General features: G+C 67.0%; 14 protein-coding genes. 2 read left to right on the top strand and 12 right to left on the bottom strand.

What is annotated here, in order from left to right:
- Positions 1-37 precede the first annotated feature (37 nt).
- From virB11 to C7I55_RS21140, 8 genes are all read right to left on the bottom strand, one after another.
- The gene (gene virB11, locus C7I55_RS21175) at positions 38-1,045 is read right to left on the bottom strand and encodes a P-type DNA transfer ATPase VirB11 (protein WP_106515029.1); all 1,008 of its coding nucleotides are present in this window, start codon (positions 1,043-1,045) and stop codon (positions 38-40) included.
- Complete coding sequence (locus C7I55_RS29290) at positions 1,042-2,154, bottom strand: TrbI/VirB10 family protein (RefSeq protein WP_269845229.1); 1,113 nt, start codon at positions 2,152-2,154, stop codon at positions 1,042-1,044. Before C7I55_RS29290 ends, virB11 begins: the two co-directional genes overlap by 4 nt.
- Complete coding sequence (locus C7I55_RS28275; RefSeq protein ID WP_158266523.1) at positions 2,154-2,852, bottom strand: TrbG/VirB9 family P-type conjugative transfer protein; 699 nt, start codon at positions 2,850-2,852, stop codon at positions 2,154-2,156. The genes C7I55_RS29290 and C7I55_RS28275 overlap by 1 nt, the downstream gene beginning before the upstream one ends.
- The gene (locus C7I55_RS21160; RefSeq protein ID WP_106515028.1) at positions 2,849-3,691 is read right to left on the bottom strand and encodes a virB8 family protein; all 843 of its coding nucleotides are present in this window, start codon (positions 3,689-3,691) and stop codon (positions 2,849-2,851) included. The genes C7I55_RS28275 and C7I55_RS21160 overlap by 4 nt, the downstream gene beginning before the upstream one ends.
- A complete protein-coding gene (locus C7I55_RS21155) occupies positions 3,688-4,977 on the bottom strand; it encodes a type IV secretion system protein (RefSeq protein ID WP_106515027.1) in 1,290 nt (429 codons plus the stop codon). Before C7I55_RS21155 ends, C7I55_RS21160 begins: the two co-directional genes overlap by 4 nt.
- On the bottom strand, positions 4,977-7,349 hold the full coding sequence (locus C7I55_RS21150) for a VirB4 family type IV secretion/conjugal transfer ATPase (RefSeq protein WP_106515026.1): 2,373 nt from the start codon (positions 7,347-7,349) through the stop codon (positions 4,977-4,979). The genes C7I55_RS21155 and C7I55_RS21150 overlap by 1 nt, the downstream gene beginning before the upstream one ends.
- Positions 7,328-7,612: a type IV secretion system protein VirB3 gene (locus C7I55_RS21145; RefSeq protein ID WP_106515025.1), complete on the bottom strand. Its 285-nt coding sequence runs from the start codon at positions 7,610-7,612 to the stop codon at positions 7,328-7,330. The genes C7I55_RS21150 and C7I55_RS21145 overlap by 22 nt, the downstream gene beginning before the upstream one ends.
- A gap of 96 nt (positions 7,613-7,708) precedes the next feature.
- A complete protein-coding gene (locus tag C7I55_RS21140; protein ID WP_269845232.1) occupies positions 7,709-7,999 on the bottom strand; it encodes a TrbC/VirB2 family protein in 291 nt (96 codons plus the stop codon).
- A gap of 402 nt (positions 8,000-8,401) precedes the next feature.
- Here C7I55_RS21140 and C7I55_RS21135 point away from each other — a divergent pair, with 402 nt between their 5' ends.
- Entirely contained in the window at positions 8,402-9,298 is an 897-nt protein-coding gene (locus C7I55_RS21135; protein ID WP_158266522.1) for a phytanoyl-CoA dioxygenase family protein, read from the top strand.
- Positions 9,299-9,364: 66 nt separating this feature from the next.
- Here C7I55_RS21135 and C7I55_RS21130 read toward each other — a convergent pair whose 3' ends face one another.
- From C7I55_RS21130 to C7I55_RS21115, 4 genes are all read right to left on the bottom strand, one after another.
- Complete coding sequence (locus tag C7I55_RS21130; RefSeq protein ID WP_106515023.1) at positions 9,365-9,856, bottom strand: hypothetical protein; 492 nt, start codon at positions 9,854-9,856, stop codon at positions 9,365-9,367.
- 101 nt (positions 9,857-9,957) lie between these two features.
- Positions 9,958-10,584, bottom strand: a complete 627-nt coding sequence (locus C7I55_RS21125) for an HAD hydrolase-like protein (RefSeq protein ID WP_106515022.1) — start codon at positions 10,582-10,584, stop codon at positions 9,958-9,960.
- 30 nt (positions 10,585-10,614) lie between these two features.
- Positions 10,615-11,016 carry a hypothetical protein gene (locus C7I55_RS21120; RefSeq protein ID WP_106515021.1) on the bottom strand — a complete coding sequence of 134 codons (402 nt, stop codon included), beginning with the start codon at positions 11,014-11,016 and terminating at the stop codon, positions 10,615-10,617.
- A 66-nt stretch (positions 11,017-11,082) separates the two neighbouring features.
- Entirely contained in the window at positions 11,083-13,254 is a 2,172-nt protein-coding gene (locus C7I55_RS21115) for a prolyl oligopeptidase family serine peptidase (RefSeq protein WP_106515020.1), read from the bottom strand.
- Between the two features lie 138 nt (positions 13,255-13,392).
- On the opposite strand from C7I55_RS21115, the gene C7I55_RS21110 reads away from it, so the two are divergent.
- The gene (locus C7I55_RS21110) at positions 13,393-14,898 is read left to right on the top strand and encodes an FAD-dependent oxidoreductase (protein ID WP_106515019.1); all 1,506 of its coding nucleotides are present in this window, start codon (positions 13,393-13,395) and stop codon (positions 14,896-14,898) included.
- Positions 14,899-14,947: the final 49 nt, after the last annotated feature.

Below are 14,947 nucleotides of genomic sequence, written 5' to 3'. Positions count from 1 at the left end.
GCACGCGGATGACCCCGCCGCTTTCGGCGGCGGCCGCTCAATCCTGCTGATCGTTGAGCACCACTTGGGCAACGTGCCTGCGGCCGCCAGAGCGACTCAGCTGGACGAAGACGTCGATCGTCCGCTTGACGTAGAAGTGAACGTCATCGCGTCCAAGGCGAGTGCCGGCCTGCAGCACCAGAAGGGTGATCTGCTCCACCGAGCGTTCGGCGCTGTCGGCATGAACGGTGGTCATCGATCCAGGATGGCCGGTGTTGACGGCACGCAGGAAGGAATAGGCCTCCTCTCCCCGCAACTCGCCCAGGATGATCCGGTCGGGGCGCATCCGCAGGGAAGCCGCGACGAGATCGTTGGTCGATACCTCCCCCTCTCCCAACCGACTGCGCGACGCGACCAGGCCGATCGCATTGGAATGGCGAAGCTGGAGCTCCGGCGTATCCTCGATGAAGATCAACCGCTCCTCGATCGGGATCTCGCGAATCAATGCGTTGAGGAAGGTCGTCTTGCCGGTGGAGGTGCCGCCCGAAATCAGGATGTTCTTTCGAGCCCGCACAGCCGCCGCAAGCATTCCGGCAATGTCCCCGCTGCGCAGCTGCTCGCGCAGCGCCTCGTCGCCGGCGCCGGCGTGGAGCCCGGTCTGCACGCTGACGTCGCTGAGCGCACCGGCCGCGACATAGTCGGCCAGACTGAGATCGGTCTCGAGATGCTTGCGGATCGCCAGCGCCATCGGCCCGCGCGTCGCCGGCGGGGCGACGATCTGGATGCGGGCGCCATCCGGAAGAGTCGCCGAAAGCAAGGGATATTCGCGGCTGATCCCTTGATGCGACATGGCGGCGATCTGCCGCGCCAGCCGCCACAACATCGTGTCGTCGAGCTCGGGCGCGTCGAAGCGTTCGATCGCGCCGTCGGTGGTTTCCACCCAGACCTCGCCGGGACGGTTCACGTACACATCGGTGACGTCGTTGCGGCCGAGGATGGCGCTCAGCGGCTCCAGATAGGAGCGGAGGTAGACGCCCTGCGCTTCATCGGCCGCGGCGGGCTTCATCGCCGCGCGCCGACGCCGGTGAAATCGAGATCGCGGGCGACGAACACGCTGATGCTGGTCGCTGCCGGAACCTTCAGGGTCGGCCGCACCGGCTCCGGCTGGATCAGATTACCCAGTTGGGCGCCGCCGCCGGTTGTCGTGACGATCACCGAATTGTTGCTGCTCCGAGTCGCCAGCGCGAGCGCAATGTCGACGGAGGATTGCAGCAGCGCGCCGGCGAAGCGTTCGAAGAAATGGTTGTTGACCTTGGCCTTGACGCCGCCGCGGCCGAGCGTGTCGCTGGCCGGCGAACCGATCGCGATGGTCACCCCGTCTGGGCGCACGAGCCGCACCCAATTGACCAGGGCCCGTTTCTGGCCGGCTTGGACATCCGACCGATATTGACCGATGAGGCGGCTGCCCCGCGGGATCAGCACCCGCGTGCCGTCGAAGCCGCGGACGTCGCGCGAGACGATGGCGCGGGCGAAGCCCGGCCGTGTCGAATCGAACGCCGTTTCGAGAACGGCCGGGATCAGGGTTCCCTGGGGCACGGTCGCCGACGGATTGGCGAACATGCCGGCCCGCACGCGAGCGCCGAGCGTCGCTCCGCCGGCCGCGTCGGCCGATGTGGCGGCCCCGCCGGCCGGACCGGCGGCGGCATCGGCCGCCACCGGCCCAGCGGCACCGGCGGTGGTATCGATGACCAGCGCCGCGCCGCCGTCTACCCGTTGCGGCGGCGGCGGCGGTGGCGCGGGTTGGGGCGGCGCCGGCTGCGGAACGTAGACGACCTGCGGCTGCGCCGGCCGGGTCGGCACGAAGCGCGGCGCCGGTGCCGGGATCGGCGGGGCTGCCTGAGGTACGATCGCGACCGGCGGGGGTGCCGGCTGGACCGGGACGTAGAGAGGCGGAGGCGTCGCGATCTGCGCCGTCCGCGGGCCCGTAGCTTCCTCCGCCGGGGGCGTCCGGCGCCGCGCATCGAGCACCAGAAACAGGATCAAGGCTGCGATCGCCGCCAGCGACACGAACACCCAGGTAGGAGGCCCCGATCGCGGCAGCGCCACCACGGGCCGGATGTCCTCACCGGGCGCGGGCGGCGCGGTGCGCGGATCGAGATCGCCTGAAGCGGCCATCAGTGCTGATCCTCCATCGCCACGCGTTCCGCGGCGGCGCTCTTGCGGCCGGCACGAAATACGAGCCGCGGCATGACCTTGTCGATGACGAACACGCCCTCGCGGATGCTGCCGTCGGCGAGACTCTCGCGTCCGCCGTCGCCGACCGCATAGACGGCCGGAAGCCCGCCACCCGCCGGCCATTGAATGTAAGTGCGGGCGCCATCGTCGCTGATCGCACTCGGGCGCGCGCTGCGGTCGCCGCTGAGGCGATAGCGTCCTTCGTTCTGTACGGCGGACGACGCCGTGTCCCCCTGCAGCGCCTCGTCGAGGCGGAAGCGCACGACATAGGCCATCGGCTGGGCGGGATCAGACAGCGGCGCCAGCTCCATGGCGTAGAGCCGGGCGCTGGTCACCACGGTCAAATTGGTCGAGACATCGCTCTGCAGCGCCTTCACGAACAAGCGGTCGCCGCGGCGGTTCGCGGTGACTTGGAATGCCGCGCTGTCGCCGACGGCGACATTTTCGATCTGCTCGTCGGGGCCGAGCTCGACCATCATCTGGTAGCCTGGTGCGAGCTCGAGCAGGACCACCTCGCCTTCCTTGTAATCGACGACCTGGAGCCGCGGATCGCCCGCCCCCGGCACCGGCCGCACCTGCGCCGGAAGCGGCGCCGCTGCAACGAGCAGCACTGCCGGCAGGAGGTGCCGCCCGATCACAACTCGACCTCGGGCTGCGTGCGTACCGGCGGCGCTGGCCTCGGCACCGGGGCGAGCGGCGCAGCGGCCGCTGGCGGTGCCGGACGCGCCTGCCCGGGTGCGACGCCGCCTGCGGCGGCCTGACCGCCCGCGGGGGCCTGCGCAGCCGGTTCCGGCGGCGGCAATGCTTCGGCGTCGCGCCGATAGCGGACGACCTGGAAGCCGAGCGGATTGATGAAGCGGTCCTCCGCCGACATCGCGTGGGGCGTGAAGCGATAGCGCATCACCGCCGCCCAGGATCCGAGCGGAACCGCGCGCCCGCCGGCATCGCGGCGGATCGTGTCGAAGCGCACCATCGCGACATTCTTCGCCAGCGGCGAGACGCTCTTCACCTGAGTTTCGATCACCGTGCTGCGCGGATAGATAACGAGCGGGCTGTTCGGATTGGTGCCCTGCATCAGCGCGACATACTCGGCGCGTGCCTTCTCGGCCGACCACAAGGCGGTCTTGCGATAGCTCGCCTGGACCGAAGCGATGTCGAAGCCCTCGCGCGCCGTTACATATTGAACGAGGAAGCTCTGCGTGAGCGCGGTATCGCCGGAAACCTTGGCCGGGTTGAGCGGATCGAGCGCCTGGACATAGCCGGTCTGGCGATCGACCAGCAACGTATAGGGCACCACGGTCTTGAGTGGCGTCAGCATGACGAGGGCAAGCGCCTCCAGCAGCGCCACCGCCACGGCGATGCCGCCGACGATCCATGCCGCCTTGCGCGATTTGCGAAGCTCTTCGATGCGATCGTGCGACCAGCCCTCGGCATCCTTGTAATAGGCTTCGAGATTCTCGCGAGAAATCTTGTTCATTTCGTCCTGTCCCGCCTGCCCGCGCCGGCCGAGACGCGCCCGCGCGTCCGCCGCCGCTCGCCCCGATCGAGCGGCATCGATGCTGCCGACGGCTGCGTTTGATCCGTGTCGCGGCGCATTGCCGCTGCCATGCCCTGGGTGCCGAGCTGCGCGGCGGGCGGACGAGGCGCGCCCATCTCGCGCCGCTGCGCCGATTGAACCGCGTCGGCGATTGCCATGGCGCGCGAGCGGTCGTCGGTCGCTTCGCGCGTCGCCGCGCCCTGCGCGAACGCCGGCTGGCGCCCGCCGGCCTGCGCTGCCAACAGGCTCTCCACCCAGCGTCCGGGCGCGATCCGCCAGGCATCGGGCATGCGGAAGCCGCGCGCGACCTTCGCCGCTGCCACCAACGTGCCGAGCAGAACGAGAACGAACACCAGGGTCATGACGAGCAGCTCGACCGGAACGCTCGGCGTCGGGATGTTCGCGCGGCGCAAGGTAACGATGTTGGCGAGCCAGGATTCCATGAGGGCGAGCTGGACGGCGAGCACGATCGCCGTTCCGAGCGCGCCGAGCGCCGCGCCGGCGAGCCCACGCACCCAGCCCTCGAAGAGGCCGCGGGTGTGATCGAACAGCAGGAACAGCGCGAACAGCGGTCCGAGCGCCAGCAACAGCCCGGCGAGCAGCCGCACCGACGCGAACGCGGCGATGACCCCGGTCAGGAACAAGGTCCGCCCCTGCGCCACCCGTTTGGCATCCTGTGCCGGATCCCAGCGCGGCCGGTCCTGCAGTCCCTGCAGCCGCTGCAATTCCTGCTGCTGCTGCGCCGGCGTCAGCGTGCCCGTCGGCTGGACCAGGATGTCTGTCTGCGGCGGACGCCCGGTGCCGATCACGGTGAGCTCGTTGATCATGTCGTCGACGCCCTGGAGACGCGCGACCAGCCCGCCCTCGACTCCGGGGAGACCGGCCGATCCGCCGATCGCCGCCGCGAGCTGAGCGGGCCCGCGAAAGGCCACGTCATAGGCCAGGGTACGAAAGGCCGGCCAGCTCGTCGCGAGCGCGAGCACGACACAGATCTTGGCCAGTCCGACGAGCCCCTCGCGCGCGCTCGGCGCCTGGCCGAGCAGAAGGCGATAGCCGAACAGCGCCACGAACAGGGTCATCACGCCGGTCAGCGCCAGCGCCACACCGGAGCCGGGGGCGGCCAGCGCCTGGTACCCGCCGGCGCCCAGGGACTGGGCGTAGCAATCGATCGTCGACAGCAGATTGCTGAGGAACAGCCCGTCCGGGGAGAAAGTCGGGCAGGCCATCAGACGCGCTCCAGCAGCCTGGGGATCCAGGCTTCGGGATCGTCGCCGGCTTCGGCGCGGATGTCGTCGAGCAGGCGCACCGTGCGCTCGCGGCCGGACAGGATGGTCAGCAGATCCCGTTCGCCGGACAGGTTAAGGCGGACGACGACGCTGTCGGTGCCGTGCTTGACGAGGAAGCAATGGGCATCGTCCGGCATCGATCGGACGATCTCATATTCGTGCGGCGTCAGCCCGAACCCCTCGACATAGTCGGAGGCCCGCGCCTTGGGATTGGCCATGAAGATCTGGGTCGCTGCCTGCTCGATGATTGCGCTTGCGATCCGGCTTTCGAGCGCATCCTGGGCGCTTTGGGTGGCGAAGCCGACGATGCCGTTCCGCTTGCGGATCGTCTTTTCCCAATCCTTGATCCGGCGGACGAACACCTCGTCGTCGAGCGCCTTCCAGCCCTCGTCGACGACGATGATCGCCGGCGACCCATCGAGCCGCTCCTCGACGCGGTGGAACAGATACATCATCGCCGGCGTGCGCACCGCGGGATCGTCGAGGATCTGGGTCATGTCGAAGCCGACCGAGTCGGCCGTCAAATCGGTGAGATCCTGGACATTGTCGAACAGCCAGGCGCGCTCGCCGTCGCCCCACCAGGGCCGCAGCCGTGCCCACAAATCGGCGGAATGGGCGCGATGGCCGCCGCGAAACAGTTCGGCGATGTTGCGCAGGCGGCGATGCGCGGCCGGCTGCGCGAAATTGGCGTCGACCGCGTCCTTGATCTGCGCCATTTCGTCGACGTCGGCGCCGCCGGCGAGCACCGCCAGCCAGCCGATCAGGAACTGGCGGTTGGCATGGCTGTCGTCGATCTGCAGCGGATTGAGTCCGGACGGCGTGCCGGGGCGCAGCAGATCATAGCGGCCGCCGATCGCGCGGATGAACAATTCCGCGCCGCGATCCTTGTCGAAGAAGATGATCCGCGGTCGGAACTTGCGCGCCTGGGCGAGCAGGAAGTTGAGCACCACCGTCTTGCCCGATCCGGATGGGCCGATGACCGTGAAGTTCCCGAGATCGCCCTGGTGGAAGTTGAAGAAATAGGGACCCGCCGCGGTCGTCTCGAGCAGCGTCACCGCGTCGCCCCAATGATTGTCGGACGAACGGCCGATCGGGAAATTGTGGCCGCTGGCGAGGCCCGCGAAATTGGCGGTCGAAACCAGCCCCTTGCGCGCGATATATTTGAAATTGCCCGGGAATTGCGCCCAGAAAGCAGGCTCCAGCGCGATTTCCTCGCGTACCGCGATGATCCCGAGATCGCCCAATGCGGCGAGGATCTCGGCGACGCCGTCGTCGACGGCCTCCGGTGTGTCGGCATGGACCGCGATGCTGAGATGGTGCTCGCCGAAGGCGGCACGGCCGGCGGCGACATCGTCCTTGGCGCGCGACAGATCGGCGCGCAGGCTCACCGCCTCGTCCTCCGCCGAGCGCATCCGGCGAAGCGCCAGGTTCATGCCCGAAAGCGCGGCCTGGCGGTCGACGAAGCCGAACGATTGCGAAATGGTGAGTTCGAACGGCAGCCGCAGCAGATCGTCGAGCATCCCGGCCTGGGTCTGGCCCGGATAATCCTTGATCGAGACGATGCCTTGGAAGGCACGCGGCGTGGTGCCGGTGCGGCCGAGCTCGACCGTCTCCTGGCCGAAGCTGATCCGCCGGTAGGGCAGATACTCGCCGAGATCCTGGTTGGGCAGCAGCACCGGCCGGCTCTCGGCATTGAGCAGGGTCGACAGGAATTCGAGCGGTTCCGAGCAAATCCCGGCGATGCTATCGCGCACGCCGAGCAGGCGCGGCTGGTAATTGCCGAGCGCGGCGATGAGCGCGTCGCGGGCAGCGTTGAGCTGGCGCAATTCGTAGCCGGTGGAGGTGCCCGGCTGCTCGGCGGCGCGGCCGAGCACGCCGCGGATTCGATCGAGAATGCCGATCCTGCCCTGAAGCGGCCGCCGCACCAGCGTCAGATAGAGATCATTGACGTAGAGCTGCTTGGCCGCGAGGCGCGCCGCCCAGGCTTCGTCGAGCTTGCGCGAGAAGCGGTCCCCATGCTCCGCCGGCAGCTCCGCCTGGACTCGGCGGCGGACGATATGGTGATAGAGGGCGAAGCGGGACGATCCCACCGCCTGCAGCATCGCGTCGCGCAGGCGCTTGCGATAATTGATCTCGTCGGTGTCGGCGGTCTCGAACAGCAGGCCGCGCAGGTAGATCACCTGGAGCAACAGCCCGTCGCGAGTCTCGATAGTGTGATCGTCGACGTGCCGCGCATAAGGCAGATGGCGGCCGACCGGCTGCTCGCGGGCGATCACCTTGGGATCGCGGGTCAGGGGCGGTACGAGTTGCATTGCCACAGCCGATGGTTGCGCACGCGCGGACAATGGCGAACCTTGGCCAGCCACAGATCGAAGAAACGCGGCTCGCGCACGCACAGGACCGCGCCGATACCGTGGATGATCAGGGCTGCTAGCAGCACCCAGATCGAACGGAACACCAGGAACAATTCCGTCGCCAGCACCGCATTGACCACGAAAAAGCTGTAGGTGACGCCGGCGAACATCTGCGGCCGGGTGAGGGCGACGAAGATCTGATCCTGATCCAGCCGGTCCATCAGCGTGCGCCCTGCACGAGGGAGAGCGTGCGTAGGCGGACAGCCGCCCGGAATGAAGCGATCGCAGTTCCTGGATTGGTGGCCGTCACGGCCGCCTCAATTGCCGAGCGTCGCCGTCGACTGAATGCCGGCGACGATGCTGGCCGCACCGAACAGGATGAAGCAGCCGACGATCACGGTGGCGCCATAGCGCCAGTTGATCCGGCCGGTGAGCATCAGGAAGCCGACCGAAGCAACCGCGATCACCGCGACCACGGTGGCGATGGTGCCGAGCAGGGTGCCCTGGAGCCACTGCACCGCCGACACGATCACGCCGGAACCGGCTGGATCCGACAGGGAATCCTGCGCCCAGGCCGGCGCCGCCGACAGAGCGGCCATGCCCGCCAGAGCCGACGCACAACGCCGCAGATAAGAAATCGTCACCACTCGTCCCCCTCGACACTCACCACGGAGCGGGTGCGTCCGCCGGCCGCGATCCCTCGGCCGTCAAGCGGCAATACCACCGATTCGGCCCACGATCCGGACCTTGCCACCCCCCCATCGTTCCTAATCCAAAGTCTAAGTCCCACAAAGTGGTTTCGCGTGGTCCGCCAACACTTTCCGGCATGCCTTGGCTCTGGATCTGACGGAGCGCGTGGCGCCGCTTCCTCATCCGTGGGTCGGGTTCCCTTATCACCCATCGCGTTTGCGTTCGTGAGTCCTTGCTTTCCTGGTGCAGAACTTTAGGCGGATGGGGATCGGTTCGGCCCGCCAGGCGCGGAACGGCCGATCGGGCTGGAGGTGCGAGACGTGGCTGTCCCGACGTTCATCGATCCGGATCTCGAGGCGCGGTTCGCCGCGGAGGGCGTCGTTGTCCTGCGGCTGCTCGATGCCGACGAAGCCACGGCGCTGGGCCGAGAGTTGTTGGCGACGCTGCCTCGCCCCCTGCCCGTGAACGGCCGATCGATCTTCGCCAGCACGGTCGACGACGACGTGGAACGACAACAACGCCTGGCCGCCTTCGCGGCAGCCGTGCTCGAACCCGCCCTCGCCCATCATCTGACGGGCGGCAGGACCTGCGAGACGGGCATCGTCGCCAAACCCGCGGGCGGCGGCGTGCTGCCCTTCCACCATCACCCACCGTTCGTCGATCGACCTTATGATCGGGCGATCACCTGCTGGTGTCCGCTGATGGACACGTCGCCGCAGACAGGCGGACTGCGCATCATCCCCGGATCGAGCCACATCCTACCGTTCATCCGGGTGCCCGGGGCACACAATTATTTCGGGGGCTTCAAAGAGGCACTCGACAAGTACGCCGTCGATCTGACGGTCGAGGCCGGCGAGGCGATCCTGTTCGAGACGACCATGCTGCACGGCTCCGGACCGAACCACGGACCGGCCGACCGGATCGCGGTCACCGCGCTGCTCACCTCGGCGGAATCGCGCAACGCGCTTATTCTGGAAAAGGACGAGGATTGGCTCGAAATCTTCGAAACCGGGGACGATCCGGCATTTGCGGATTATGTTCGGACCTGGACGGTTCCGGATCATTGGAGGTCCATCGGCCTGCTGCCAAACCGCAACCGCATCATCGACGAACGAGAGTTTGCACGGCTGCTCGCGCGCGGCGCGCGGGCGACTTTTGCCAACGATGAGGGTGGCGGATCCGAGCCGGGCGGCACTAAGGCAGGGCAAGGATCATGACGTGATGGACAGGTTGCGCGCACCCGAAGCGTGCGCGCAACCTGTCCAGAAAGCGGGCGCTCCGGATCAGAGATTGAAGTCGGTGATCCGGCCGTTGCCGCGGGCGTAGCAGGTGAAGTCGTCCCCCCGCGCACGATCATAGCGGTCATATCGATCGTAGCGATCATACCGATCATATCTGTCATAGCGATCGTAACCGCGCTCGACGATGCCGCGGACGCGGTAGCGATCGTTGCCGGTGCGATCGACGTCCGTGATCCGGACTTGGCCACGGGCCATCCGCTCGGCCTCGTCGCCGCAACTGTTCACCGCCACGGAATAGCCGTCGCGGTAGCGATCCCGGTAGCCATAGCCGTAGCGGCCGCCGTCGCGATCGAGCGCCGAGGCGATCGCCGCGATGCCGCCGATAATCGCAACGCCGGCAATGACGTCACCCGCGTCGATGCCGCGATCATAGTGGCGCCGATACCGATATTGGGCCTCTGCCGGCGCGGCCATGGAGACGCTGAGCACGGCCGCTGTTGCGGCACCCGCAATGAGCTTGGAAACGGCTTTCATCGCATTCTCTCCCGAAAACTCGGCCCGAACACAAGGGCTTGCAGGATCGAACCCTATCCGAAAGGTGCTGACGACGCGCTGAACCGGCGGTTTGCTGGCGTTCAGCTTGCGAGCAGAAGGTTCTCGATCGCCGTACAGTCGGTGAAGACGTAGTCGGGCGCGAGGCGCGTCAGCGCTTCCGGGGCAGCGTAGCCCCAGAGCACTGCCCCTGCGGCGATCCCCGCTTCCCGCGCGGCATCGATATCGCGGGTCTCGTCGCCGATCGCGATCGCCTGCGCAGGGTTCACGCCGGCGCGCCGCACGGCCGCTTTCAGCTTGCCTGCCTTGCCGAAGAAGGCGGCGCCGCAGCCATAATGATCGATCGAGGCCGCCGCCGGACCGAGGATCCGGCGGACGTTCGCTTCGCCGTTCGAGGTGACGATCGCGATCCGGATCCCGCCGTCCTTCAGCCGCGCGAGCAGATCCGCGGCACCGTCGAACAGCGGGATGTGATCGGCGTCGCGCGCCACCATCGCCCGCATGTGCCGGGCGATCAGCGGCAGCTTCCGGGTCTTGACGCCAAGATAGTCGACGATCTCGCGGTTGCTGCGGCTGCGCAGCATCGCAATTTCGGAGTCGGAGACGCGGCGGAATCCGAAACGGTCGGCAATGTCGTTCAGGCTGGCCAGGAACCAGGCGGCGCTGTCGGCGAGGGTCCCGTCGAAATCGAAGATCGCGAGGCGGTACATTCAGGTTGGCCGTCTGCCCCCTGTCAGGGCTCAGGCGTCGTCCGTGCTCAGCCGCATGCTGTAGATCCGACCGTTGCGCACCGTGCAGGTGAAGCTGGTCGGAGCGCCGGCGCCGTCGGCCCCGAGCAACCCCTCGACCGTGTAATAGCCCTTGCGTTTTTCGACGTGGAGAATCTCGCTGAGATCGGCGTTGGCCCTCCCTTCCGCTTCCTGCGCGCAGGTGTCGACGGCGGCGTCCTGCTTCTGGCGATTGTTCGAGCCGATCGCCGAGGCGATCGCGGCGATGCCGCCGACCACGGCGACGCCGGCGATCACGTCGCCGCCGTCGATGCCGTCATTGTGGTGCCGATGATGCCAGCGGCGTGCATCCGCCGGCACCGAAAGGCTGCCGGCGATCATTGCCGCGGCGACTGCAAAGCCGATCGTCTTCATCTCATTCCTCCTCCGATCACGCAAATCGTTACGCAGCCGGTCCTGACGCGAAGCTGAACCGCAGGCTCAGCGCTTGGACGCCTGCTCCGCGGTGACGGTCATGCCGGTGTGCGCCGCGATGAACGCCCACATGTCGGCATATTCTTCGATGATCTTCTCGGTCGGCTTGCCCGAGCCGTGGCCGGCGCGAGTCTCGATCCGGATCAGCTTCGGCGCGTTCCCGGTGTCGGCCGCCTGCAGCGCCGCAGCATATTTGAAGCTGTGGCCCGGGACGACCCGATCGTCGGTGTCGGCGGTGGTCACCAGCACGGCCGGATAGGACGTGCCGGATCGGATATTGTGGTAGGGCGAATAGGCCCGCAGCGCGCGGAAATCGGCTTCCTTGGCGGGATAGCCGTAATCGTCGACCCAATAGCGGCCGGCCGTCCAGCGATCGAAGCGGAGCATGTCCATCACCCCGACGGCCGGCAGCGCGGCGGCAAAGAGATCGGGACGCTGGTTGACGACGGCGCCGATCAGCAGCCCGCCGTTCGAGCGGCCGTAGACGGCGAGTTGCTTGTTGGAGGTGATCTTCTGATCGATCAGATATTCGGCGGCGCCGATGAAATCGTCGAACACATTCTGCTTGTTGGCGAGCCGGCCGGCATCGTGCCAGGCCTTGCCGTATTCGCCGCCGCCGCGAAGATTCGCCATCACATAGACTCCGCCTTGCTCGACCCAGGCGAGGTTGGTCGCCGAGAAAGCGGGCGTCATCGACGCGTTGAAGCCGCCATAGCCGTAGAGCAGGGTCGGACGTGGCGTGCGAAGATCGAGGCCCTTCCGATAGACGAGGAACAGCGGGATCTTGGTGCCGTCCTTGGACGCGAAGAAGCGCTGCTCGACGGTGAAGTCCTTCGGATCGAAGGCGACCTTCGGCTGCGCCCAGGGAGTCGCCTGCCCGGTCGCCGCGTCGTAGCGGTAGATGGTGGTCGGCATGTTGAAGCTTGAGAAAGCGAAGAAGGTCTCGGGATCGTCGGCGTCGCCGCTGAAGCCCGATGCGGTGCCGATGCCCGGCAGCGACACCGTGTCGACCGGCTTGCCGTCGAGCGCAAACCTTCGGACTTCGGTCTTGGCGTCGGTGAGATAGGACGCGATCAGCCGGCCGCCGACCAGCGACGCCCCTTCGAGCGTAGCCTTGTCCTCGCCGACGACGTCGCGCGCTTCGGAGGCCGGGCGGTTGATGTCGGTAGCGACGATCTTCAGCCGCGGCGCACCCTTGTTGGTGACCCAGTAAAATGTGGTGCCGACATTGCCGACATAGCTCCAATTGTTCTCGAGCCCCGTGACGAAGCGGCGCGGCTGCGCATTGGGCCCGGCGAGATCGATGAGCGTGATCTCGTAGCGGTCGTCCGTTCCTTCCGACGAGGTGACGATCAGCCACTTCCCGTCCTCGGAGACCTCGACGATGTTGGAAAGCTTGGGCCGATCGGGCTGCGAGAAGACGAGCCTGTCCTCGGCCTGCGGCGTGCCGAGCTTGTGGAAGTAGACCGCCTGCTGCTCGTTCAGCGACTGGAATTGCTGATCGGCCTTCGGCTCCGGGAAGCGAGAATAATAGAAACCGGAGCCGTCCTTCGCCCAATCGAGATTGGCGAACTTCACCCAGCGGACTTCATCGTCCATCACCTTGCCGCTGGCGACGTCGAGCACCTTGACCACGCGCCAATCGGTGCCGCCCTCCTGGACCGAGTAGAGCAGATGCCTGCCGTCTTCGGAGGGTGCCCATTCTGCGAGGGCGGTGGCGCCGTCGGCGGACCAGGTGTTCGGATCGATCAGCATGCGCGGCGTGCCGTTCAAACCGGCCCGGACATAGAGCACGTTCTGATTCTGCAGGCCGGTGTTGCGGCTGTAGAAATAATTGCCGCCCTTCTTCCGCGGCAGACCGAAGCGCTCGTAGGAGAAGAGCTCCGTCATCCGCCTGGTGAAGGCGGCACGCGCCGGCAGCGTCGACAGATAGGCGTCGGTGACCGCGTTTTCCTGCGCGACCCACTGCTTCACCTTCGCGTTCACCCGCACATCGTCTTCGAGCCAGCGATAAGGATCGGCGACTCGCTCTCCGAATTGCTCCTCGACGATCGGCTGGCGCTCGGTCGCCGGATAAACGAGCGTCGCCTTGGCGGGACTTTGTGCGGCGGCGGGAGAGGCGTCGTTCATGACAGGCAGGGTCGCGCCGGCAAGCAGCAGGGCAGCAGCAAATCGCATGTGGGGGAAGACCTCGGGATCATTGGTGCGCGAGGGTTACACCGGCCGCGAGGTCCTTGCCAAGGCGGCGTTTTCTTCGATCGGGAACAGCGGCCAAGCCCCGGCATTTACCGGAGGAGATCACGAGCGGAGGCAGCCATGGCGAGCGGAGACGACGACAAAAGCTACTGGAACGCAACCGCCGAGCCGACCCGATTCCCGCAGCTCAAGGGAGACATGGAAGTCGACGTCGCGATCATCGGCGGCGGCATCGTCGGCATCACCACGGCGCGCCTGCTGAAGGAGATGGGCAAGACGGTCGCCGTGATCGAGGCACGGCGGGTCGGCCGCGAGGTCACCGGCAAATCGACGGCGAAGATGACGTCGCAGCATTCGATCATCTACCAGACGTTGGAACGCAAGTTCGGCGAGGACCGGGCGCGTCTCTACGGAGAAGCGCAGGAACGCGCGATCCGCGAGATGCAGCGGCTTGCCACCCACTACGAAGTCTCCGCGGACATCGAGGCGATGCCGGCATTCTGTTATACGCGCGACGAGAAACATGTCGCCGAGATCGAGAAGGAAGTCGAAGTCACGCAGCGGCTCGGCCTTCCCGCCAGCTTGGTGCGCGGCGACATCGGCCTGCCTTATGACGTGCTCGCCGCCATCCGCTTCGATGCGCAGGCCCAATTTCATCCGACCCGCTATGTCGCGGGGCTTGCCGAAACGCTGCCGGGCGACGGCAGCCACGTTTTCGAGAATAGCCGCGCGGTCGATTGGGAGCCGACCAGGGTCGTCACCGACACCGGCACCGTCTCGGCCGCGATCGTGGTGATGGCAACCCACCTGCCGCTCGGCCAGGTCGGCGGCTATTATGCGATGGCCTACCCCAAGGCCGAGCCGGTGATCGTCGCCCCGATCGGGCGGGCGCCCCCGGGCATGTACATCAACGCCGAGCAGCCCAGCCATTCGATCCGCACCCATCGCGGGCCGGACGGCAAGATCTACGCGATCGCCGCGGGACAATCGTTCAAGCCTGGCCATACCGACGAGGAGCGGCAGAATTTCGCCGATCTCGAGCGCTGGCTCGCAAGCTTCGACGCCGGCCCGATCGCCTATCGCTGGGTGAACGAGGATTATACGTCGATGGACAGCGCACCGTTCATCGGCTGGTCGTCGTCTACCCGCGACGGCTATCTGGTCGCGACCGGCTTCGACGCATGGGGAATCTCGAACGGCACGGCGGCGGCGATGATCCTCGCCGATCTCGCCACCGGGAAGGACGGCCACCCGTGGCTCGACGTGTTCGATTCTACCCGCATCAAGCCGGTCGCCGGCGGCGGCGAGTTCGTGAAGGAGAATGCGAGCGTCGCGGCCCACCTCGTCGCCGGCTATCTCTCGTCCAAGCCCAAGGATTACGACGCGCTCGAACCAGGGCAGGCCGCGATCATGAAGATCGACGGCGACAATGTCGCGGCGTTCAAGGACGAGACCGGGACGGTCCATGCGGTCTCCGCGGTGTGCAGCCACATGGGCTGCCTTGTCGGCTGGAACGAGACCGACAGGACATGGGATTGCCCCTGCCACGGATCGCGCTTCGAGCTTTCCGGCCGGGTCATTCACGGGCCGGCAACCCGGCCGCTGGGATCGAAGATCACCGGCTGACGGCACGACAAAGCTGGAGGCATTCGCAGTTAAGGCGTAGCTTGGGACC

Source organism: Allosphingosinicella deserti, assembly GCF_003012735.1.
Taxonomy (GTDB): Bacteria; Pseudomonadota; Alphaproteobacteria; order Sphingomonadales; family Sphingomonadaceae; genus Allosphingosinicella; species Allosphingosinicella deserti.
Note: the sequence above shows the minus strand (reverse complement) of the source record. Positions and strands in the feature narration are given on the sequence as shown.

Excerpts from the sequence above, each read along its gene's own strand:
- C7I55_RS21150 (WP_106515026.1), bottom strand. The coding sequence starts at position 7,349 with ATGCAACTCGTACCGCCCCTGACCCGCGATCCCAAGGTGATCGCCCGC.
- C7I55_RS21120 (WP_106515021.1), bottom strand. The coding sequence starts at position 11,016 with ATGAAGACGATCGGCTTTGCAGTCGCCGCGGCAATGATCGCCGGCAGC.
- C7I55_RS29290 (WP_269845229.1), bottom strand. The coding sequence starts at position 2,154 with ATGGCCGCTTCAGGCGATCTCGATCCGCGCACCGCGCCGCCCGCGCCC.
- virB11 (WP_106515029.1), bottom strand. The coding sequence starts at position 1,045 with ATGAAGCCCGCCGCGGCCGATGAAGCGCAGGGCGTCTACCTCCGCTCC.
- C7I55_RS21115 (WP_106515020.1), bottom strand. The coding sequence starts at position 13,254 with ATGCGATTTGCTGCTGCCCTGCTGCTTGCCGGCGCGACCCTGCCTGTC.
- C7I55_RS21110 (WP_106515019.1), top strand. The coding sequence starts at position 13,393 with ATGGCGAGCGGAGACGACGACAAAAGCTACTGGAACGCAACCGCCGAG.
- C7I55_RS21145 (WP_106515025.1), bottom strand. The coding sequence starts at position 7,612 with ATGGACCGGCTGGATCAGGATCAGATCTTCGTCGCCCTCACCCGGCCG.
- C7I55_RS21160 (WP_106515028.1), bottom strand. The coding sequence starts at position 3,691 with ATGAACAAGATTTCTCGCGAGAATCTCGAAGCCTATTACAAGGATGCC.
- C7I55_RS21130 (WP_106515023.1), bottom strand. The coding sequence starts at position 9,856 with ATGAAAGCCGTTTCCAAGCTCATTGCGGGTGCCGCAACAGCGGCCGTG.
- C7I55_RS21125 (WP_106515022.1), bottom strand. The coding sequence starts at position 10,584 with ATGTACCGCCTCGCGATCTTCGATTTCGACGGGACCCTCGCCGACAGC.
- C7I55_RS21155 (WP_106515027.1), bottom strand. The coding sequence starts at position 4,977 with ATGGCCTGCCCGACTTTCTCCCCGGACGGGCTGTTCCTCAGCAATCTG.